The following is a 21376-nucleotide window of genomic DNA, read 5'->3' on the forward strand; positions in this document are numbered from 1 at the left end:
ACGATCAAAAACAATAAAAGGATGATTGTTATGAAATATGTAGTAGGTATTGATTTAGGTACAAGTGCCGTAAAAATTTTATTAGTTAACCAGTCTGGAGAGGTATGCCAAGAAGTATCTCGTGCCTATCCATTAATACAAGAGAAATCCGGGTATAGTGAACAAAATCCAGAGGAATGGGTTGAAAAAACAATCGATGGACTTGCCGAACTAGTTAGAGACTTTAATGGTCATCCGAATGATATACAAGGGATTAGCTTCTCAGGTCAGATGCATGGTCTAGTGCTATTGAATAAAGAAAATGAGAGCCTTCGTAATGCAATTTTATGGAATGACACAAGAACGACTAAGCAATGTGAAAAGATCAATGAAATAGTAGGCAAAGAACATTTACTTGAAATAACGAAAAATCCAGCACTTGAAGGATTTACTTTACCAAAGCTTTTATGGGTAAAGGAATTTGAACCGGAGATCTATCAACAGGCAGCAGTATTTTTGTTACCTAAAGACTATCTTCGTTTTCGTCTGACTGGAGAAATTCATACTGAATACTCGGATGCTGCTGGAACATTACTTTTAAACGTAAAAGATAAGCAGTGGAGTGAAGAATTATGTACTAAATTCGATATTCCTTTACATCTTTGTCCACCAATTGTCGAGTCTCATGATTGTGTTGGAACAATTACAAAAGAGGTTTCTAATTCGACAGGACTTAGTCGTGCAGTGAAAGTATTTGCAGGCGGGGCTGATAATGCATGTGGCGCAATTGGCTCAGGTATTTTAAAAGAAGGCAATACGCTATGTAGTATTGGTACCTCAGGAGTCGTCCTTTCTTATGAAGAACATGGAGAACACGACTTCAAAGGTAAAGTTCATTATTTTAACCATAGTAAAGAAGATTCTTTCTATTCTATGGGTGTAACGCTAGCCGCAGGATTTTCATTAAGCTGGTTTAAAGATACTTTTGCTGAGAGTGTGAATTTCGAGCAACTATTAGAGGATGTTGATAACGTTTCAATTGGATCAAATGGTTTAATGTTTACTCCGTATTTGGTTGGTGAAAGAACGCCACATGCGGATTCAGTTATTAGAGGATGTTTTATCGGGATGGATGCAGCACATAAGAGAAGTGACTTTGCAAGGGCCGTCATGGAAGGTATTACTTTTTCATTGAACGAGTCAATTGAAATTTTCCGAAATAACGGTAAAAAGATTGATTCGATTATTTCAATTGGTGGAGGTGCAAAAAATCCTACATGGCTTCAAATGCAAGCAGATATTTTTAATGCGACAATTATTAAGCTTTCAAGCGAGCAAGGTCCTGGGATGGGTGCGGCGATGCTTGCTGCTTATGGATGTAGTTGGTTTGATTCTTTAGAAGCTTGTGCAGAAGAGTTCATAAAGCCAATCACTTCATATAAACCAGTTAGTGAAAACGTTAAAAAGTATGAGAAGCTTTATTCAATTTATAAGCAAGTTTATTCCAGCACGAAGGAACTAAATAGAATGTTATCTGAATTTAGAAAGTAGCATAAAACGCTATAAATAGCACTAGAGGAGGAGTTTTACTTGAATTATCGAGAACTTGGTAATACAGGTTTAATGATTAGTGAGGTGAGTTTTGGAACTTGGGCAATTGGTGGAGCATGGGGAAAAACAGATGATACTGAAGCTTTAAAGTCCTTACAACACGCAATCGATCAAGGTGTAAATTTTTTTGATACTGCAGATGTTTATGGTGATGGTCATAGCGAAGAACTATTGGCTAAAGCTACAAAAGGACTTGAAGACAAGATTTATATTGGAACAAAGTTTTGCCGAAAAGGTGATATCCTTTCACCGGAAAATTACTCATATGAAGCGGTTAAGTCTTATTGCGAGGATAGCCTAAAACGCTTAAATCGAGATGTGATTGATTTATATCAAGTACATTGCCCAGCAACTGAAATTTTAAAGGATGGACAAGTCTTTGATGTACTTGACCGTTTAAAAAGTGAAGGGAAAATCCGCCATTACGGGGTTAGCGTTGAAACGGTTGAAGAAGGAATGATTTGTTTAGAAAACCCAAATGTGAAAAGCTTACAGGTTATCTTTAATATTTTTAGACAAAAGCCATTAGAAGTATTACTTCCCGAGGCTTATAAGCGTGGGGTTGGAGTTCTTGTAAGGCTACCGCTAGCCAGTGGACTCTTGTCTGGAAAGTATAAGGCTGATCATATTTTTGAAGAAGATGATCATCGAAACTTTAATGAAAATGGAGCGGCTTTTAATATCGGAGAAACATTTGCAGGCTTAGGCTTTAAAAAAGGAGTAGAATTGGCAAATCGAATTAACTGGATTGCTGAAGGAAGATCATCAATGGCAAGTGCGGCACTTAGATGGATTTTAGATCAAAAGGAAATTACATGTGTAATTCCTGGATTTAGAAACCAAGGCCAAGTGAATGCCAATTTAGAAGCAATGAATATACAATCTTTTTCGAAAGCTGAATTAGATCAATTAGAGCTATTCTATCAAAAGAATGTTTCTGACTTTATCAAAGGTGCTTACTAAAAAGTAATGTATTGAAAAAGTAATGTATTGGACTATATAGATGCATATGGAGGAGTTTAAAATGGCTAAAATTAGTAATCCAATTTTACCGGGATTTAATCCGGATCCAAGTATTTGCCGAGTAGGGGAAGATTATTACATTGCAGTTTCAACTTTTGAATGGTTTCCAGGAGTAGGAATCTATCACTCAAAGGATTTAAAGAATTGGCACTTAGCATCAAGACCTTTGAATCGTTTAAGCCAATTAAACATGACAGGTAATCCAGATTCGGGTGGAATTTGGGCTCCAGCGTTATCTTATCGTGACGGACAGTTTTGGTTAATTTACACTGATGTAAAGGTAGTTGAAGGTCAATGGAAAGATTGTCATAACTACCTCGCAACATGTGAAACGATTGACGGAGAATGGTCAGATCCAATTTACTTAAATAGTACTGGATTTGATCCGTCGCTATTCCATGATGAGGATGGAAAAAAATATTTAGTTAATATGGTTTGGGATCATCGCGTAGGAAATCATCATTTTTATGGCATTTCATTACAAGAATACAGTGTAGAAGAACAGAAACTGATCGGAAAAGCAGAGGTTATCTTTAAAGGAACTGATATTAAACTGACGGAAGCACCACATTTATATAAAATGAATGATTACTATTACTTATTAACGGCAGAAGGTGGTACGAAATATGATCACCAAGCTACAATTGCTAGGTCAAAACAGTTAAAGGGTCCATATGAAGTACACCCAGAAAATCCGTTAATTTCGTCGTTCCATGCGCCAAGAATTCCACTTCAAAAAGCAGGACATGCATCAATTGTTCAAACGCATACAGATGAATGGTTCCTAGTACATTTAACAGGACGACCATTACCAAGAGAAGGTCAACCGTTGTTAGATCCAAGAGGTTTCTGTCCTTTAGGAAGAGAAACTGCTATTCAAAGGCTTGAGTGGAAAAATGATTGGCCGTATGTTGTAGGAGGGAATAGTCCTTCACTTGAAATAGAGGGTCCAAAAATAGAAGAAGTAAAATGGGAAATTGATTACCCTGCGATGGATGACTTTAACTCAGAAATCTTAAACCCTCATTTTCAAAACTTGAGAATTCCATTAGGAGAGAATATCGTTTCACTAAAAGACAATCCAGGGCATCTACGTCTTTACGGAAGAGAATCCCTAACATCTAAGTTTACTCAGTCATTTATAGCAAGACGTTGGCAACATTTTAACTTTACTGCAGAAACAAAAGTAGCATTTAATCCAAATACATTCCATCAATCAGCTGGTTTAGTAAATTATTACAACACTCAAAACTGGACTTCATGTCAAATAACTTGGAATGAAGAAAAGGGTAGAATTCTTGAATTAGTAACATGTGATAATTTTAAGTTCGATCAACCTCTTCAAGGCAACGAAATTATCATTCCAGAACATGTTGAATATGTGTATCTTCGAGTAGATGTGAAAACGAATGTTTACGAGTATTCTTACTCATTTGATGGAAAGGAATGGACAGCAATACCTGTAGCACTTTATTCATATAAACTGTCTGATGATTATATTCAAGGCGGTGGATTCTTTACAGGTGCATTCGTTGGAATGCAATGTCAGGATACGACTGGCCAAGGGCTTCATGCGGACTTTGATTATTTTATTTACAAAAACTAATAAAAAAGTTCAACCAATTTTGGTTGAACTTTTTTAGTCTGAGACTTACTTTATTAATTCTCTGCTAACTTTTTCTTAAAGTTAGTACTAGTATTAGTATTTTCTTTCACTACAGGTTCCTCTGCAGCTGTTGAACGTTTGATAAAGAATGCAAGAACTAGTGCTACTGCGGCAACGAATACCGTCACATAAAATGAGAAGTTAATTCCCTCTAACATTGCCTTCATTGTTATCTCTTGCTTAATTTGAGCAAGCATTTCAGGTGTAGGCTTACTAGTCACATGCTTCATCGCTTCAGCAGCAAGTTCTTTAGCTTTTGATTCTGTACGATTCGACATTACTGTTACGAGTAAAGCAGTACCAATCGCACCAGATACTTGCTGTAAAGTATTATTCATCGCAGTACCATGTGGATAGAATCGTTTTGGTAATTGATTTAAACCATTTGTTGATACTGGCATCATTACCATCGACATACCAAACATACGTAATGAGTATAAAATAATAATATGCGTATAAGTTGTATCCATTGTTAATTTACTTAAAAAATAAGTAGTAACAGTCATAATCGCTAAACCAGTTACTGCAAGTATTCTTCCACCAATTTTATCGAATAATTTTCCCGTAATTGGCGACATAATTGCCATTAATAAAGCACCTGGTAACAGCATTAAGCCTGCATCAAAAGGTTTAATGCCTCGAAGCGTTTGAGTGTATATCGGTAAAAGCATCATTGCTGAGAACATAGCCATTGTAACTACAATTGAAATTGCTGATGATAAAGCAAACATAGGGTAGCGATAAATTCTAAAGTTAAGCATTGGCGTATCAAGTTTTAATTGACGTAAGATAAATAGTACTAATGAAATAACCCCTACAATTAAAGTAACGTAAGCTTCTGGACTATCCCATCCTTTTGTTCCTGCAGTACTAAAACCGTACAATAATCCACCGAAACCTATACTTGATAAAAGGACTGAGAATAGGTCGATCGTACTATTTGATTTCTCTTTTTTATCTTTAAGTAAGAAAAAGCCAATAATTAAAATCGTTAATGCAATCGGTGATACAACATGGAAAAGCATTCTCCAGTCATAATGTTCAATAATCCAACCAGATAATGTTGGTCCAATTGCTGGTGCACCCATCATTACTAAACCGAAGAAGCCCATTGCAGTTCCTCGTTTTTCAACAGGGAAGCTAGTTAGCATAACATTCATTAATAATGGCATTAAAATAGCCGAGCCCGAAGCTTGAATCATACGGCCCGCTAATAATAAAGGAAAAACATGTGCAAATCCTGCGGTTAAAGTACCGATATTAAATAAAAGTAGTGCAATTAAAAATAAGTGTCTAACAGAATACTTTTGGATTAAAAAAGCAGTAGTCGGAATTAAAATTCCATTAACTAGCATATATCCAGTAGAAAGCCATTGAACAGTCGAAGGCTCAACGTCCAAATCCTTCATAATGGAAGGTAAAGCAATATTAAGTAAAGTATTGTTTAAGAAAGCAATAAACGCCCCAATCATTAGGATTGTAATAATCCCATATGGTGGACGAATCGATTTATTCATGGAATGATCCATGATTCCCCCTCCTTTGTACATCTAGTTCAATTTTTTGAACTATGTTTCCATCTTCTATATAAGATAATATGATATACCATTCATTCATTAGATGCAATTATATTAACCATTAGAAATCTTTAATAATCTAATGAGATATTTACTAGTTAAAAATGTTAAAATAATGTACTATGTTTTTTAAGCAGTAATTAACTAGAACCAAGGTGATTATATGAATGATCGTAAACAGCATGTTGTAAAAATAGCTCATGAATTGTTTATTGAAAAAGGATTTCAAGCAACGTCTATTCAAGACATATTAGACTATAGCGGTATTTCTAAAGGTACATTTTATAATTATTTTTCGTCTAAAAGTGATTTAGTAGTCGCATTATTTAATATGATTTATAAAAAACTTGAACATGAAAGAAATGAGTTGTTGATCGGTCAGAGCCCTTCAGATATTGAAATTTTCATTAAACAAATAACATTATTAATGGAGGCAAATAGAGATAATAAATTGATTTCTCTATTTGAGGAAGTAATTTATATAAATGACTTAGATATTAAACAGTTCATAAGAGAAGGTAATTTTAAGACATTAAATTGGGTGTATACACGTTTTTTAGACATTTTTGGCAGTGAGAAGAAAGATTTTTTATTAGATAGTGCCATTATGTTTTTAGGAATTATACACCATAACGTGAGATACTATGACCTCGCCAAAGATATGAATATTAGTATGGATCAAGTTGTCCGATATAGTGTAAGACGTATTATTAAAATCGTTGAGGATGTTGAGGAATCTGGTGAGCAACTGTTCAATTTGGAATTATTAGATAGATGGCTACCAGTAAGAAAGACCGAAGAAAATCTTCAACAAAAGCTTTGTAGTATTATTTGTATAATGAAAAAATCAGTAATAAATAGTAATGAACAACAAAAGTACAATGAGTTACTAGATTTTTTACAAAACGAATTGTTGCAGTCAAAAACACCGCGAAAATATTTAATTGAGAGTGCTCTAGTATCGTTAAACGAAGGGAAGACGTTACTAGGAGAAAAAGAACTACAAAGGCTGAATGAACTGATCGACATTAATTTTATTCAACAGGTAAAATAGCCTAATTAATATGAAAAAAACCATTCTTTAGCTTTTATGCTTAGGATGGTTTTTTTTGTTTAAAGAATGATTAGTTCAAATGTTACTATAGCTAAAGTTGTTTTTACCCTTAAAATTCTTCAATGGGATAAGTTCAATACAACTTTCGTCTACTTTTATAAAGAAAAACCAGCTTAAAATCAGTATAAATGTCGTTATTATACTTTTTTTACCACTAATTGACAAAAAATTCTGAATTGGTGATATACTTTCTTTTATAAATGAAAAAGGAGGTAACATGTTTGTGAAATCTTTAAAATCAATAGTAGTTTGGGGATTAATTTCTATACTTGGAGCTTTCTGTTTTTCTGTATTAGCTTTAAAAAGAGGAGAAACAATAAATGCAATTTGGCTCCTCACAGCGGCAGTTTGTACATATGCAGTCGCTTATCGTTTTTATAGTAAGTTTATTGCAGAAAAAGTATTTAAACTTGACGAAGATCGTAAAACACCTGCCGAAATTAATAACGATGGTAAAGACTTTGTACCAACGAATAAGTGGGTATTATTTGGTCATCATTTTGCAGCGATAGCAGGGGCTGGACCACTGGTTGGACCAATTTTAGCTGCGCAAATGGGTTATTTGCCCGGAACGATTTGGATTATAGTAGGAGTTGTATTTGCTGGGGCAGTACAGGATTTTGTCATATTAGCTGCTTCGACACGTAGAAATGGTAAATCGCTTGGAGAAATGATTAAAGAAGAGATTGGTCCTATAACAGGGGTTATCGCTTTAATAGGTATTTTAGGAATTATGGTTATTTTATTAGCTGTATTAGCACTTGTTGTAGTTAAAGCGCTAGCAGGAAGTCCGTGGGGAATGTTTACGATCGCGGCAACTATTCCAATCGCGATTTTCATGGGTATTTATATGCGATATATTCGTCCAGGACGAGTAGGAGAAGGGTCTTTTATTGGTGTGATTTTATTACTTCTTTCATTATTTGCAGGACAATATGTAGCAGAAAGTCCAACATTAGCAGCAATGTTTACGTTTAAGGGAGAAACGATTGCTCTTATGTTAATTGGTTATGGGTTTATAGCCTCAGTACTTCCAGTTTGGCTATTATTAGCTCCACGTGACTATCTAAGCACATTTTTAAAGGTTGGTACGATTTTAGGTTTAGCAATTGGCATTATTATTGTAGCACCAGACTTGCAAATGCCGGCCGTTACAAAATTTATTGATGGAACAGGACCAGTATTTGCCGGAAATCTATTTCCATTTTTATTTATAACAATTGCTTGTGGATCTGTTTCTGGATTCCACTCATTAGTTGCTTCAGGCACTACCCCTAAAATGATTGAACGTGAAACGCATGCACGTGTTATTGGTTATGGTGCTATGTTAACGGAGTCTTTTGTAGCTGTAATGGCTATGATTGCTGCTTGTTTATTAACTCCAGGAGCATATTTTGCCATAAATAGCCCACCTGCCTTAATTGGAACTGACGTAAATCAAGTGGCTCAAGTAGTTTCAAGCTGGGGCTTTACAATAGCTCCGCATGATTTGACTGTCTTAGCCAAAGACGTAGGTGAACAAACAATTCTTTCTCGTACTGGTGGGGCACCAACTTTAGCAATCGGCATGGCAGCTCTCTTTTCTAAAGTAATCGGTGGCAAGGCATTAATGGCTTTTTGGTATCATTTTGCTATTCTATTTGAGGCGTTATTTATTTTAACAACAATTGATGCTGGAACTAGGATTGGACGTTATATGACGCAGGATATTTTAGGCAATGTGTATAAGCCATTTGGAAAGACGGATTCACTTCCTGCAAATTTAATTGCGACAGCTATTTGCGTTTTCGGCTGGGGATATTTCCTATATCAAGGAGTTATTGATCCGCTTGGAGGCATTAATACTTTATGGCCATTATTCGGTATCGCAAATCAAATGCTTGCAGCGATTGCATTATTGCTAGGCACCACTATCTTGTTGAAAATGGGGAAAAAGGCATATGCATGGATTACATTAGTGCCAACGATCTGGATATTAATCGTCACAATGACTGCCGGTTGGCAAAAGTTGTTTCATCCATTACCAAAAATAGGGTTTTTAGCGCATGCTAAAGTTTTTAAAGATGTAGATGCTGGCACAATCTTGGCTCCGGCAACTAGTAAAGCACAAATGAATCAAATTATTTTAAATGACTATATTGATGCAACGATTTGTGGATTATTTATGGTGATTGTGCTTTTAGTTCTAATTGCTTCGATTCGAAATTGGATAAATATATTGTCTAATAAACCAATAAAATTACATGAAACTCCGTACATTAAACGCGAAGAAAGTGAACCGAAAAATTATGCATTATAAGATGAAGGAGTTCAAAAAATATTATAAACAGTTTATTAGTTTATTAGTAGGTGTTCCAAGCTATGAGAAATATGTTGAACATATGAAAACACACCATCCTGATCAACCAATTCAATCTAGAAAAGAGTTCTTTATCGAAGCGCAAGAATCACGCTTTAATTCTAAAGGTGGTAAAGTTACTCGTTGTTGTTAATCGTGTAGATCGTAAAATTTCTTAGATAAAAGAAAATCCACAAGGTAAAGTCCTTGTGGATTTTTATGTTTTTGTATTATATTGGATCTTATTTTTTATCTCTACGATATAAATCCATCGTTTTATATCCAGCACCTAAGACCATTTTCATTTCTTCACGTCTTTTTGCTTTCGTTGCTTCTTGCTTAGCGCTATATATATGACGAGCCCAATCTTTACGATACCCAGGAGTTAAAGAATTATAGATTGTAAGTAATTCAGGAGAATCTTCTAAATCCTTTTCAACGTTTGGAATCATATCGATATAATCATCTACACATTGACTTGCTTTCGATGAGTTCGCAGCTTTTGTTTTTGATTCGTCTTTTAATCCAACAACCGTAAAGACGTCATCCAATCCAACCATACGAGCAAATTTAATTGTACTTGAACCAATATAGCCACTCTCATCAGCACCTAATCCTTCGAATAAATCATCACGATGAATATAAGTTGGATATACTTTGTTTCCTTTTTTAGGATAGGCAATAAAAATATAGCCATTTTTATCTAAATAATGATTCCGGATAATCTTTGTTACTAGTTCTTTAAGCGAGTCCATATCAAGTACAAAAGCAAATATAAGATCGTAAGGATGGTTTAGTAGATCCGTATCAAAATGTGGTAAATCTGCAAAATAATTTGCCTTACTTGGTTGATTTAAAACGGTAGCTTTTTTATACTTTTTTAAGTTTAGTTTTTCAACAATCGTTTTTGTCATCCCGATCCACCTTTAAAGTAGTATGTATAAGGTTATTATAAATCAAAATAAGTAAAAAAATAATAGAAGCCCAGTTAGAGCTTCTATTATTTATGAGACAGGAGAAGTGTAGGGGATAGAAATCACAAAGTCTATAGAGCTTCTTTAATCACTTTTTTATAATAAAGAACGGATAAAAGACCAAATACAGAGTATAAAACAGCATATAAAACCATTACGATAATCATTGGTGTCCATACTTCAGTACCGAATAAGAACCATCCAGATTGAACAGCAAAATAGCTATGAACGAGTCCGATTACTAGTGGAATACCGAAATTAAACAATTGCTTAGAACGTATGCCTCTTAATAAGTCTCTACGAGAGAAACCAAGTTTACGTAAAATTGTATAATTTGGTTTTTCGTCAACACTTTCATCCATTTGTTTAAAGTATAAAATACATCCTGATGTCATTAAGAACGTTAACCCTAAAAATCCGACGATGAACATAATAAGGCCCATATTTACTTTCTGACTTTTAACGATTTCAAGTCGTGAAGCATTAGGATAATTTTTATCAAATTGATGGTCCACATAAATATTATTTGCTTTTTCGATTAGTTTTTCATCACTTATATTGATTCCATTGTAAACAGTAGAATCTTTTTGAATTGATGAATCAAGATTCTGTTTTAACGATTTAAACACTTGATCGTCTACTATGACAGTAGGAAATCCTCCATTTGTGAAGTAGGAAGGTATAATCTTTTCGCGTTTTAAACCTAAATAGTTTAGTTTAAATTTTTTCTTGCTGTTAGTTAATTCAATATGCCCAGAATCCTTTAAGGTCATAAATTTTTGAAGCATATCATCGTAACCAGTAAATAACGCTTCATTTGAAGCAAGGTTTACTTTAACTGACTTCTCACTTACGACCGCAAGTGGGAACTTGTCTGCATCCTTCATCATGCCTTCTAACTCTTTATCTAGTATATTCTTTATATTTGCAGTAACTTGAATAACTTCGATGTGTTTTTCAGTATATTTAATACCATTTTCATTTAGCGCAGATGTGAAAGTTTGTAAATCCTTCTTATTATTTAAGAAAAAATTAGCAGGGACGTGGCTCTCAGCCGTCTTTTCTGCAGAATAATAAGATATATAGCTTAAAGATAGTAAGCCTATTGCTAGTGCTGAAACAGTTGTAATAATTGTTAGTAATAAAGCATTTGACTTCATTCTAAACATAATTGAAGATAAAGAAAGGACATCATTAATATTTAAATAGCCATTTTTCTTTTTGCGAACTATATTTAAAATAAAACGAACAGAGCTTTTATATACTAAATAGGTTCCAATAATAACTGAAGCTAAAATACAAATCATTACCGTAAACAGTTCAGTCATAGTAGTAAAATCACCATCAAATAGTTTTGATGATAAAAAATAACCTGAGATAATTAGTAAGATACCTAAAATTCCAATTGAAATCTCAAAAAAAGACATCTTTCTAAGCTTTCCTTCAGTCGAAGAGACCACTCGGAACAATGATAAAATAGTTTGTCTTTTAATAAATCCATAATTCATTAACATAATGAACGCGTAAATTACAACAAATACAATTAATGTCTGCACTAATGCTTGTGAAGAAAAATGTAAAGTAGCTATCGCTTTAACTCCTACGATTTTATATAAAATCATAATGATCAGCCTCGAAATAGAAAAACCTACTAATATACCAAGAACCAATGAACTGAAATAAAGAATACAATTTTCAACTGTTAAAATACCGAAGATCCTGTTTTTCGTCATTCCGATTAATTGAAACAAACCAATTTCTTTACTTCTTCTTTTTATGAAAATCATATTTGCATATAAAAGGAAAATCGAAACGATTGCGACAAGTAAAATCGACGCTGAGCGTATTGCAGCAGCTCCTTTGATTGAACCCTTTGTCGCTTCCATTGATGGGTCATACTGCAATGTAACAAAAGAGAAGTATAAGGCAGCACTAAATATTAAAGCAAAAACGTATAGATAATAGTTTTTTAAATTCTTTTTTAAATTTCGGAATATCAAATGATTAATGCTCATGGTGAACACCACCTAATACACCTTGAGTTTTCATGATATCTTTAAAGAAATTCTGTCTCGTTTCATCACCTTTGTGTAGTTGTGAATAGATTTGTCCATCTTTAATAAAGACAACTCGATTGCAAAAGCTTGCTGCTACTGGATCATGTGTAACCATTACAATTGTCGCGTTTCTTTTCTCATTTAGTTCACTTAGTTTATTTAATAAATCCGAAGCAGATTTTGAATCCAATGCACCTGTAGGTTCATCGGCAAAAATAATACTAGGTTCATGAATAAATGCTCTAGCGGCTGAAGTACGCTGTTTTTGTCCCCCAGAGATTTCGTTAGGATACTTATCTTTTAATTCATAAATACCAAGCTCTTTAGCAATTACATCAAACTTTTGATTGGCTTCACTTGGTGACGTTTTTGTTATTGATAAAGGTAGAAGAATATTTTCTTTTACAGTTAATGTGTCTAGTAAGTTGTATTCCTGGAAAATAAAGCCTAAATAGTATTTACGAAATTCTGCTAATTGTTTTTCTCTCATATCCGTTATATCTTTACCTTCAATCGCAATCGTTCCACTATTAATCTTATCAATCGAGGAAAGGACGTTTAGTAATGTTGTTTTACCAGATCCAGATGGACCCATGATACTAACAAATTCACCTTTTTCGATGTTTATATTAATGCCACTTAACACTTCTTGTTTATTAAATTTATTTCCGTAACTTTTATGAATTTTATTTGCTTCTAAAATAGTCAATTCATACACTCCCTTATTTTCATTCGATAAAATTAGTATAAATGGTTACCAAGACCGTTTCCTTTGATTAACCGAACAATAAACAAAAGCATGTGACAATTTTGTCACATGCTTGTTATTTTTACAAATTCATTTCGTTTAGGGAAGGTTAGCGTGAAAATTGAACCTTTATCTAACTCAGACTTTACTTGGAAAGTAATATGAAGGGACTGGGCAGCCTTCTTTGCTAAATATAACCCCATTCCAGTTGATGCATTGTCTTGATGCTGAATCGTAGAAGTAAATCCTTTTTCGAAGATTCGCGGTAAATCTTTTGAATGAATACCACGACCAAAGTCTTCAATTTCAAGAATCACTTGCTCATTTTTTTGCTTACTTATAATCCGAATGTCTGAGGATGCACTATATTTCACTGCATTTGTTAATAGCTGTCGTAGTATATATGAAAGCCATTTAGCATCACTGAATACTTCTAGTTCCTCTAATTCAATATCAAATCCTATGCCTTTATGAATACACCATGATTGCAAAGTTTTAATCTCTGGATAAATGACATCTTCAAGCTGAATTTTTTCTATGTAAAGATCATTTTCAATGAAAGGTATTCTTTTTTGGTGAAGCTGCTGATCTAGCAATAGGTGAATACGGAGCCATTCATATGTTAAATTTGATTTCAACTTTTCATCCTTCATACGATCAATCATTAAGTGCATTGCTGTTAAAGGTGTTTTTACTTCATGGATCCATGATAGGAGCTCATCTTTTTCTTGCTCTAAATAAGTTTGATTCTGAATCGCTATTTTCTTTAATAAGCTCGTTTGATTCGTTAAGCTGTTTTCAACAATTTCTTCAAATGGACTATTTGAATCTTCAATTCCCGTCAAATCAAGGTTATCTTCACGTTCGATAAGGCTTTTATAAAATTTTATTTCTTTAGGATATCGAACGACTAAAAAAATGATAAATAATAATAGTGATAGAAAGACAATGTAAAGTAATGATTTTAAAGGAATTGACGAATCAATAAATGAAACAAATATTATGAGTACTTGTGTTAGTAGAAAAAAAAGAATCCAACTAAATCGCTCAATTAGAAATGTTTTAATCATTTAGAGCTCCTCTTCTAAAGCAATATATCCTTGACCTACCTTTGTTTCAATAAATTGTCCTAATCCTATTTCATCTAGTCTTTTACGCAATCGATTTACGTTTACTGTTAAGGTGTTATCACTAATAAATCGTTTATCATCCCAAAGGGCATTTATTAAATCCTCACGACTTACAATTTTATTTTTTTGATCAATTAGCAGTTTTAAAATATAGATCTCATTCTTTGTAAGTTCAATTGCACCATTTTCATTTGATACAGTATTTTTTTCATAGTCCACGGTTGCACCACACCAAGTTTTAAGTGCAATTTTTTCGGTATTGTAATTATATACGCGTCTAAGAGTAGCCTGGATTTTCGCAATTAGCACATCAAAGTGGAATGGCTTTTGTATAAAATCATCTGCTCCAAGCTGCATCGACATGACCATATCTGAAGGGTGATCTCTTGAAGATAAAAAGATAATTGGTACGTTTGAATGGGAACGAATCATACGACACCAGTGAAAACCATCGTATTTTGGTAGTTGTATATCAATGATGACTAAATCTGGTTTTATCTCTGTAAATTCTTGAATTACCTTACTAAAGTCTGTTATCCCATATACCTCATAGGACCATCCTGATAAGCGATCTTTAATCTCAGTGAATAGAGAAGAATCATCTTCAATGAGTAATAGTTTAAACAAATGGTTTCACCACACTTTTTATTTACTTTCCATTAATTGTAAAATAAAAACAAATTAAGTGCCATAAACGAATATAGTATTTACCTGAATAAAAAAAGGACACTGTATTTAATACAGTGCACTTTAAAGTGATTTTTTTATCGATTATCAATCTTCTCAGGATATAAATCATGGTTCATCATACGATGTTCAGCCATTTTTTCGTATTTTGTACCTGGTCGACCATAGTTGCAATATGGATCAATTGAAATTCCACCACGTGGAGTGAATTTTCCCCAAACTTCAATATATCGAGGATCCATTAATTTAATTAGATCATCCATAATGATATTCATGCAATCCTCATGGAAGTCACCATGATTACGGAAGCTAAAGAAGTATAGTTTTAATGATTTACTTTCAACCATTTTCTTCTCAGGTATATAGCTTATATAAATTGTCGCAAAGTCAGGTTGACCAGTTTTTGGACAAAGTGAAGTAAATTCAGGGAAATTAAATTTTACGAAATAATCACGATTTGGGTGAGTATTATCGAATGTTTCTAATATTCCTGGATCATATTCAAATAAATATTTTGTGTTGTTGCTGCCAAGTAATGATACATCTTCTAGTGAACCTTGTGATCTTCCTACCATTTTGGTTAAACTCCTCTCTTATTTCCCCAAACAAATGCATGTAATTGAGGTAAAACTTTTACATTTTTAAAGACTTTTGATTTCATTGCTTCATCTATAAGCCATTCGTAACGATTTAACATGTATTGTAATAAAGTGCCATCATCCGCATTTAGCCAACTATTTCCGACTTGTAAAAAGAACGGAACATGTGGGAATTTTTGATGAACAGTTTCTGCATAAGCTAAATCTTTTTCATCAAAAATAACAACTTTTAAGCAAAACTTTGGGTGATTTTCTAAATTTTGAATAATGCTACCTAGCATATCAAAATCAGTATTCATGCCACTGCTAGGCGGTTTAGGCGATAAAGTAACTTCATCAATAAAAGGTAACCATGGTTGCCACTTACTACCTTGAGTTTCAAGAGCTAAAGTCATATTCTTTTCCTTTAAAAACTCAACTACAGGGCCTAAAGATGGAAGTAAGGCAGGGTTTCCACCAGAAATCGTAATATGGGAGAATGTATCGCCGCCTAAACTCACTAAATTCTCCCAAACTTCTTCTGCGGTCATCCATTTTATATTTTCTTTTTCACTACCATCCCATGTGAATGAAGAATCGCACCAACTACAAGAATAATCGCAACCCGCAGTACGAATAAACATCGTTTTTTGACCGATTGCCATACCTTCACCTTGTACAGTAGGTCCAAATATTTCAAGTACAGGAATTTTACTCATTGATCATCCACTCCCTACGAGCTTCTGCGTAGCAAGTAGGTGTTTCATATAAACGAACAAACTCTACTCGAATATCTTGTGCAGGATTTGTATGATCTTTTAGTGCATTTTCCATTTGCTCATAAATCCAAACAACCATATTTTCAGCTGTTGTATTCATTAGAGGTAGCATCTCATTTAAATAACGGTGATCTAAATAGATTTCAATTTTTTCTTTCCAAATCTGCTTAATATCACCAAAATCGATTACTAAGCCGATCTCATCAACAAAACCACTGATTCCAAAAATAACTTTATAAGTGTGGCCATGTAAATTCTTACATTTACCTTCATAGCAGTGTAAGTGATGTGCAGCATCAAAGGTAAATTCTTTATTAACAAGAACACGTTTATGGTGATATTTTAAGTCTTCTTTTTTAATATGCTCATCAATTTTATGAAGTCTTTCTACGATGCGAAAATCAAACATGCTTTGTCGCTCCCTTCGATTGTAGGTAACGATCTAAACCAGCCTGACGAAGCTCACATGCCGGACATTCTCCGCAACCATCAGAAATAATGCCGTTATAGCAAGTTAATGTTTTATTTTTAACGTATTCAAATGCGCCTAAATCATCAGCTAATTTCCATGTGTCAGCTTTATCAATCCACATAAGTGGAGTATGAATAACAAATGGATAATCCATTGATAGATTAAGAGTTACATTTAATGATTTAACAAAGATATCTCGGCAGTCAGGGTATCCGCTAAAATCAGTCTCACAAACACCAGTAATAATGTGTTTTGCTCCTTTTTGTTTAGCAAGTACTGCTGCAAAAGATAGGAATAATAAGTTACGTCCATCGACGAATGTAGAAGGTAATTCGCCTTCTTCGTGAGTTATATCAATATCTGATCTCGTTAAAGCATTTGGTGCAAGCTGATTTAACAAGGACATATCAAGGATATGGTGAGGAATATTTAATTCCTTACAAATATCTGCAGCTACATCTAATTCTAGTTTATGGCGCTGATTGTAATTAAACGTAACAGCTTCAACTTCACCAAATTGTTGCATAGCCCAGAATAAACAAGTAGTACTGTCTTGGCCACCGCTAAATACAACGATTGCTTTTTCATTTTTCATATTTCTTCTCTCCTTTACATGTTTAAAAAGAAGAGGGCATCCCGAATAACAAAAATAAAAACAATACGACAAATATTGTTTTTCGCCTTATTTTTTTGTAGAGGGGAGTTTGCGACCTCTACCATAAGTAATAAAACTTATGGATTTTTTATTAAATTTTCTATCTATTAAATTGTACTAGAGAAGTACAATCATAATTCCCATTATAATCGTTTCATGTTAAAAGAACAAAAACTTTTGTAAGAAAGTAAAAAATTACATATAGAGGGAGTGTAATTGTTGTATTGATTAGTAAATTAGTCAATTTAATTTGAATAAATTCATAATCCTTATGTCGGAGCTTGTATTTTATTATCCATTGGTTTTTTCGTTACTTTGGATTGCCTGATCATGTCTTTTTTTTCGATATCGAGTAAAAGGAAAAGAGGTAAATTTTGAAGGAATTATTGGCTATTAATTGGCACATTGATATCAGTCGAAGAGATAATTGAATATTTAGGAGAACTAGATTATTTCATTAAAGAAAATAGAGGGAATGCAAAGGATCTACAAATACTTGCTATGCATCAATATGAGCATATATTGTATTGTTTTGAGTATTACTTTAGCGAATAAATCTGCAATGTAACGTATTTATTATTTTCTACATAGCGGGGTATAACGGGAAACCCAAGATTTTGACAATTATGATACTACTACTTAGTAGATTACAAAAGATCTTTTATTATTGAGGCTATAAAAAGAAACCAACAGAATGCTGGGGAAAATTATGACTGTCCAGGGGACCTAAAAGGAATTTAGAATCAAAGAATTTGTTGAGAGGTGGACAGAGGTAATCATGCGATATTGGCAATTATTATTGGACTTTCGACATAGAAGAATTCTGCCAATCTAACTTTAGTGGTTTGGAGATATTGTAATTGTAATAGCTTTTTTCATTAGTTCGCTAATAAACGGCAATATTCGATATATAAATATAGTAAAGTCCAGTAGTCTTGTTATGGAGAAGGTCTTATTTAAAAAAGTAAACAACAAAAGAGGATCTATTAAGTTTAAAGCTTATGTCTGAAGAGGATTACAATTTATTACAGGATTCAAAATTATAATCTTTGAAAATAATCCTATTCAAGACTTAATTAATCATAGTAAAAATAAGTAATCCACATGTGGATATTTTTAATTAAAGGACTTATCCACATACAGACAGGTAGAAGCCATCTGACTGTTTTTTAATTTTTAGAGGAAAACCGATCTAAAGAGTGTTGTACACAGATTTGTACACAAGAATACATTTTGTAAACAAATGTACACGATAAAGTATACTTGTACACAAAAACGTAAACCTTTATTCACAGGTAGGAAACAGTTATCCTGAAATTAATTCTAGAAAGAAAAAGGGGATGTATACACTTTTGTATACAAGTAAACATTTTTGTAAACATTTGTATACATTTTTGTACACATGTATACAGAATTGTATACATGTTTATGTGTTTACAATTTTGTATACAAGATGACAAGTTAGTTACATTTTTATAATAGTTCAGTATGGGACATTGACCGGATGGCTAAAGTCAGATAATCTAATATCAGAATTATCTATTAATATGTAAACCTATTAACGAAAGGGATGATTTAGGTGGTAAATGCTCGTATAGCTGCTATTGATGTAGGAAACGATTCACTCAAAGGAATTTTTGGGAAGATGGAATCTGAGATTAATATTCCTAATATTATTGCAAGGGATACAGAAGATCGTCCAATCATTGGGATAGAAGAATTAGACAACCAAGATCCAGTTGATGGAATACATATTCGCGTTCACTCCCCTACCTTAAAAGAGAATAACACTGTTTATCGTGTAGGAAATTTAGCAACTAAAAGTGGTAATGCAACAGAACTAGATCCTGGGAGTAATAAGTCTGAAGAGGATCAAACACTTATTATGTTATTTGCAGCTTTAGCGTTAGATGCAGCGAGAGAAGAAAATAAACAGATTGTAAAGAACTCTAATAATGTAATCGAGGCAACATACGTATTAGGAACTGGTCTTCCGCTTAGAGAAGTAAAGGAAGGAAAGGACGTAGGTTATCGCTCACGATTACTAGGCTCAGTTCACCAAGTAGAGTTTTTAGTAACACCAAGGCATCAAGGATTAAAAGTTAATATTAAGTTTGAAGAAGTTAAAGTTTATCCTGAAGGATTTGCTGCTTTTATTAACTTAGTTATGGACAATCATTTAAACATAATTAATAAAGAGCTTATAGATAAAAAAATCCTTATTCAAGACATCGGAGGGTTATCAACTGATATTGCGGTCATTAGGAATCGAAAGGTAGATGACGATAAAGCTCAAGGTTTTAATCTTGGCGTGGCGGAATCCCTAGAAGCAATTCGTGAAGAGATACGTTCTAGACATGGAGTTGAACTTGATAGCCGAAGAGATGTTGTAGAGATCATTACTAAGAAAAGTGATCGAAATCATATAATGGTTAAAGGTAGTCGGACAAGCGTTCATGATATTGTAGACCGAATTCTATTAGAATTAGCAAAAAAACAATATCGCCATTTAAGAAATATTTGGCAGAAGAACTCTCAAACTGAAATATGCTATTTCATTGGTGGAGGATCGCTAATCTTAAAAGAATATCTTAAGACACTTAATAATAACCTAGATGGCTATAATATTGATTTCTTTGAGGATGAGAAGGAAAGTATCTGGATGATGGCGAATGCTTATTATAAGCTAATCGCTGATTTCGAAATAAAAAGAGTAAGAGAATCTAGAAGAGAAACACAACAAACTCAAAGAGAAGAACAAAAAATGTCTAAAGCAAAATAAGGTGATTCCATGAAGGAAAAAGAATTGACGAGGGGACAACCTATTACATTTCGTATCCCTTCCGACACGCCTGATCAGATTATAAAACATTTGCAACAGCTTAAACAAAGCGAAAGGCGAAACTTTTCAAGTAAGATTGCTGAGTACGTAATAAGCGGGGTTAATGACTCATTATCAAAGCAAAGGCAAACAATAACGATTCCACTTCCGAAAAGCCTAGATAAAGCTCAAAGAGATTGGTTAAAACATGAACATTCTGAGGCACTATTAGGTAGTATTGTGTACCAACTATTATCGAACCCAATTCGAACTGCTTCTCTTATTACATCGCTAAATAGTAATAGTCTAGCGATTGAAGAAGCTCTATATCTTCAAGAAGAAATGAATGAGCTAGAGCCAGAATTGGAACCAGTTCAGACAAGCGAACGGAATGTACCGAGTTTGGATACTATTAGAAGAAAATCCGACCGTGATGATGATTTAGATAACTTTAATTGGGAAGCTGCAAGCAAAGGCGAAATCTCTGCAGCTAAAGAAGAAATTGAAGAGGAAGATATGGATAGTCTACTCGGAGATTTTCTTGCACAAATGAATAAGTAAAAAAGAAAAATGGGACCGAATACCATATAGTTCGGTCCCGTTTTTCTAGTTATTGAATATCATTTTGAGAGATTTGTGAAAGTGCTTCGCCAGCACTCTCATCAGACTGCTCATGTACTGCTAAGTCACCCAGTGAAAGCATTCCAACGAGGTTCCCATTTTCTACGACCGGTAATCTTCTTATTTGATGCTGCGCCATTAAATTTGATGCTTCTTGAAGACTAGCATTGCAATCAATCGTCACAATATTATTAGACATTACTTGGGAAGCATTCGCGTTTCCACCTTGACTAATACCACGTAAAGCTAAATCTCGGTCTGTAATCATTCCAACAACTTGACCATTTTCAACAACTGGGATTGCACCAACATTTAAAGATTCCATTTTACTTGCAACTGATTGTAAAGAATCTTGATTTGAACAACATTCAACACTACTCGACATAACGTCTTTTACTCTCATAAAAACACCTCCATTAAAATAACAAAGATAGTACTTGAAATATCTTTGTTTGTATAAAAGGTCCAAAAATATTGATTTCAGACTGATTGCTAGCGCTTTGCTTGCAGTCTAAAATATTATTTGGAATATCTATTTAATTATTC

At 33.6% G+C, this 21376-nt stretch carries 19 protein-coding genes; 8 read left to right on the top strand and 11 right to left on the bottom strand.

From position 1 onward, the window contains the following. Positions 1–30: 30 nt before the first annotated feature. From xylB to EP747_RS09210, 3 genes are all read left to right on the top strand, one after another. Complete coding sequence (xylB, locus tag EP747_RS09200) at positions 31–1530, top strand: xylulokinase (protein WP_129689613.1); 1500 nt, start codon at positions 31–33, stop codon at positions 1528–1530. 39 nt (positions 1531–1569) lie between these two features. Beyond that, positions 1570–2553, top strand: coding sequence for an aldo/keto reductase (locus EP747_RS09205; RefSeq protein WP_129689614.1), 984 nt, complete (start codon positions 1570–1572; stop codon positions 2551–2553). A 61-nt stretch (positions 2554–2614) separates the two neighbouring features. Further along, complete coding sequence (locus EP747_RS09210) at positions 2615–4219, top strand: glycoside hydrolase family 43 protein (RefSeq protein ID WP_129689615.1); 1605 nt, start codon at positions 2615–2617, stop codon at positions 4217–4219. Between the two features lie 53 nt (positions 4220–4272). On the opposite strand, the gene EP747_RS09215 is transcribed toward EP747_RS09210, so the two are convergent. Then, the gene (locus EP747_RS09215; RefSeq protein ID WP_129689616.1) at positions 4273–5808 is read right to left on the bottom strand and encodes a DHA2 family efflux MFS transporter permease subunit; all 1536 of its coding nucleotides are present in this window, start codon (positions 5806–5808) and stop codon (positions 4273–4275) included. 211 nt (positions 5809–6019) lie between these two features. Here EP747_RS09215 and EP747_RS09220 point away from each other — a divergent pair, with 211 nt between their 5' ends. From EP747_RS09220 to EP747_RS09230, 3 genes are all read left to right on the top strand, one after another. Further along, entirely contained in the window at positions 6020–6910 is an 891-nt protein-coding gene (locus EP747_RS09220; protein WP_129689617.1) for a TetR/AcrR family transcriptional regulator, read from the top strand. A gap of 277 nt (positions 6911–7187) precedes the next feature. Beyond that, the gene (locus EP747_RS09225; RefSeq protein WP_328590717.1) at positions 7188–9269 is read left to right on the top strand and encodes a carbon starvation CstA family protein; all 2082 of its coding nucleotides are present in this window, start codon (positions 7188–7190) and stop codon (positions 9267–9269) included. Next, the gene (locus EP747_RS09230; protein ID WP_129689619.1) at positions 9259–9462 is read left to right on the top strand and encodes a YbdD/YjiX family protein; all 204 of its coding nucleotides are present in this window, start codon (positions 9259–9261) and stop codon (positions 9460–9462) included. Before EP747_RS09225 ends, EP747_RS09230 begins: the two co-directional genes overlap by 11 nt. A gap of 88 nt (positions 9463–9550) precedes the next feature. On the opposite strand, the gene EP747_RS09235 is transcribed toward EP747_RS09230, so the two are convergent. From EP747_RS09235 to queC, 9 genes are all read right to left on the bottom strand, one after another. Beyond that, positions 9551–10222: a YdeI/OmpD-associated family protein gene (locus tag EP747_RS09235; protein ID WP_129689620.1), complete on the bottom strand. Its 672-nt coding sequence runs from the start codon at positions 10220–10222 to the stop codon at positions 9551–9553. A 131-nt stretch (positions 10223–10353) separates the two neighbouring features. Next, entirely contained in the window at positions 10354–12297 is a 1944-nt protein-coding gene (locus EP747_RS09240; protein ID WP_129689621.1) for an FtsX-like permease family protein, read from the bottom strand. Continuing rightward, a complete protein-coding gene (locus EP747_RS09245) occupies positions 12287–13048 on the bottom strand; it encodes an ABC transporter ATP-binding protein (RefSeq protein ID WP_129689622.1) in 762 nt (253 codons plus the stop codon). Before EP747_RS09245 ends, EP747_RS09240 begins: the two co-directional genes overlap by 11 nt. 104 nt (positions 13049–13152) lie before the next feature. Beyond that, complete coding sequence (locus EP747_RS09250; protein ID WP_129689623.1) at positions 13153–14157, bottom strand: sensor histidine kinase; 1005 nt, start codon at positions 14155–14157, stop codon at positions 13153–13155. Then, complete coding sequence (locus EP747_RS09255) at positions 14158–14844, bottom strand: response regulator transcription factor (protein WP_129689624.1); 687 nt, start codon at positions 14842–14844, stop codon at positions 14158–14160. A 137-nt stretch (positions 14845–14981) separates the two neighbouring features. Further along, complete coding sequence (gene queF, locus EP747_RS09260) at positions 14982–15479, bottom strand: preQ(1) synthase (RefSeq protein ID WP_129689625.1); 498 nt, start codon at positions 15477–15479, stop codon at positions 14982–14984. A gap of 5 nt (positions 15480–15484) precedes the next feature. Further along, positions 15485–16201 carry a 7-carboxy-7-deazaguanine synthase QueE gene (queE, locus tag EP747_RS09265; protein WP_129689626.1) on the bottom strand — a complete coding sequence of 239 codons (717 nt, stop codon included), beginning with the start codon at positions 16199–16201 and terminating at the stop codon, positions 15485–15487. Beyond that, the gene (gene queD, locus EP747_RS09270) at positions 16194–16670 is read right to left on the bottom strand and encodes a 6-carboxytetrahydropterin synthase QueD (protein ID WP_129689627.1); all 477 of its coding nucleotides are present in this window, start codon (positions 16668–16670) and stop codon (positions 16194–16196) included. Before queD ends, queE begins: the two co-directional genes overlap by 8 nt. Then, positions 16663–17328: a 7-cyano-7-deazaguanine synthase QueC gene (queC, locus tag EP747_RS09275; protein WP_088012610.1), complete on the bottom strand. Its 666-nt coding sequence runs from the start codon at positions 17326–17328 to the stop codon at positions 16663–16665. The genes queD and queC overlap by 8 nt, the downstream gene beginning before the upstream one ends. 1639 nt (positions 17329–18967) lie before the next feature. On the opposite strand from queC, the gene EP747_RS09280 reads away from it, so the two are divergent. Both EP747_RS09280 and EP747_RS09285 read left to right on the top strand, forming a co-directional pair. Continuing rightward, positions 18968–20170 carry a ParM/StbA family protein gene (locus EP747_RS09280; RefSeq protein ID WP_129689628.1) on the top strand — a complete coding sequence of 401 codons (1203 nt, stop codon included), beginning with the start codon at positions 18968–18970 and terminating at the stop codon, positions 20168–20170. Between the two features lie 9 nt (positions 20171–20179). Continuing rightward, positions 20180–20770: a hypothetical protein gene (locus EP747_RS09285; RefSeq protein ID WP_129689629.1), complete on the top strand. Its 591-nt coding sequence runs from the start codon at positions 20180–20182 to the stop codon at positions 20768–20770. A gap of 49 nt (positions 20771–20819) precedes the next feature. On the opposite strand, the gene EP747_RS09290 is transcribed toward EP747_RS09285, so the two are convergent. Continuing rightward, the gene (locus EP747_RS09290) at positions 20820–21233 is read right to left on the bottom strand and encodes a CBS domain-containing protein (RefSeq protein ID WP_235832806.1); all 414 of its coding nucleotides are present in this window, start codon (positions 21231–21233) and stop codon (positions 20820–20822) included. Positions 21234–21376 lie beyond the last annotated feature (143 nt).

Source organism: Gottfriedia acidiceleris (assembly GCF_004138285.1).
GTDB lineage: Bacteria > Bacillota > Bacilli > Bacillales > Bacillaceae_G > Gottfriedia > Gottfriedia acidiceleris_A.

Bases quoted from the DNA above. Each gene is read 5' to 3' on its own strand.
- xylB (WP_129689613.1), top strand. From the start codon at position 31: ATGAAATATGTAGTAGGTATTGATTTAGGTACAAGTGCCGTAAAAATT.
- EP747_RS09210 (WP_129689615.1), top strand. From the start codon at position 2,615: ATGGCTAAAATTAGTAATCCAATTTTACCGGGATTTAATCCGGATCCA.
- EP747_RS09215 (WP_129689616.1), bottom strand. From the start codon at position 5,808: ATGGATCATTCCATGAATAAATCGATTCGTCCACCATATGGGATTATT.
- EP747_RS09220 (WP_129689617.1), top strand. From the start codon at position 6,020: ATGAATGATCGTAAACAGCATGTTGTAAAAATAGCTCATGAATTGTTT.
- EP747_RS09225 (WP_328590717.1), top strand. From the start codon at position 7,188: ATGTTTGTGAAATCTTTAAAATCAATAGTAGTTTGGGGATTAATTTCT.
- EP747_RS09230 (WP_129689619.1), top strand. From the start codon at position 9,259: ATGCATTATAAGATGAAGGAGTTCAAAAAATATTATAAACAGTTTATT.
- EP747_RS09235 (WP_129689620.1), bottom strand. From the start codon at position 10,222: ATGACAAAAACGATTGTTGAAAAACTAAACTTAAAAAAGTATAAAAAA.
- EP747_RS09240 (WP_129689621.1), bottom strand. From the start codon at position 12,297: ATGAGCATTAATCATTTGATATTCCGAAATTTAAAAAAGAATTTAAAA.
- EP747_RS09250 (WP_129689623.1), bottom strand. From the start codon at position 14,157: ATGATTAAAACATTTCTAATTGAGCGATTTAGTTGGATTCTTTTTTTT.
- queF (WP_129689625.1), bottom strand. From the start codon at position 15,479: ATGGTAGGAAGATCACAAGGTTCACTAGAAGATGTATCATTACTTGGC.
- queE (WP_129689626.1), bottom strand. From the start codon at position 16,201: ATGAGTAAAATTCCTGTACTTGAAATATTTGGACCTACTGTACAAGGT.
- queD (WP_129689627.1), bottom strand. From the start codon at position 16,670: ATGTTTGATTTTCGCATCGTAGAAAGACTTCATAAAATTGATGAGCAT.
- queC (WP_088012610.1), bottom strand. From the start codon at position 17,328: ATGAAAAATGAAAAAGCAATCGTTGTATTTAGCGGTGGCCAAGACAGT.
- EP747_RS09285 (WP_129689629.1), top strand. From the start codon at position 20,180: ATGAAGGAAAAAGAATTGACGAGGGGACAACCTATTACATTTCGTATC.
- EP747_RS09290 (WP_235832806.1), bottom strand. From the start codon at position 21,233: ATGAGAGTAAAAGACGTTATGTCGAGTAGTGTTGAATGTTGTTCAAAT.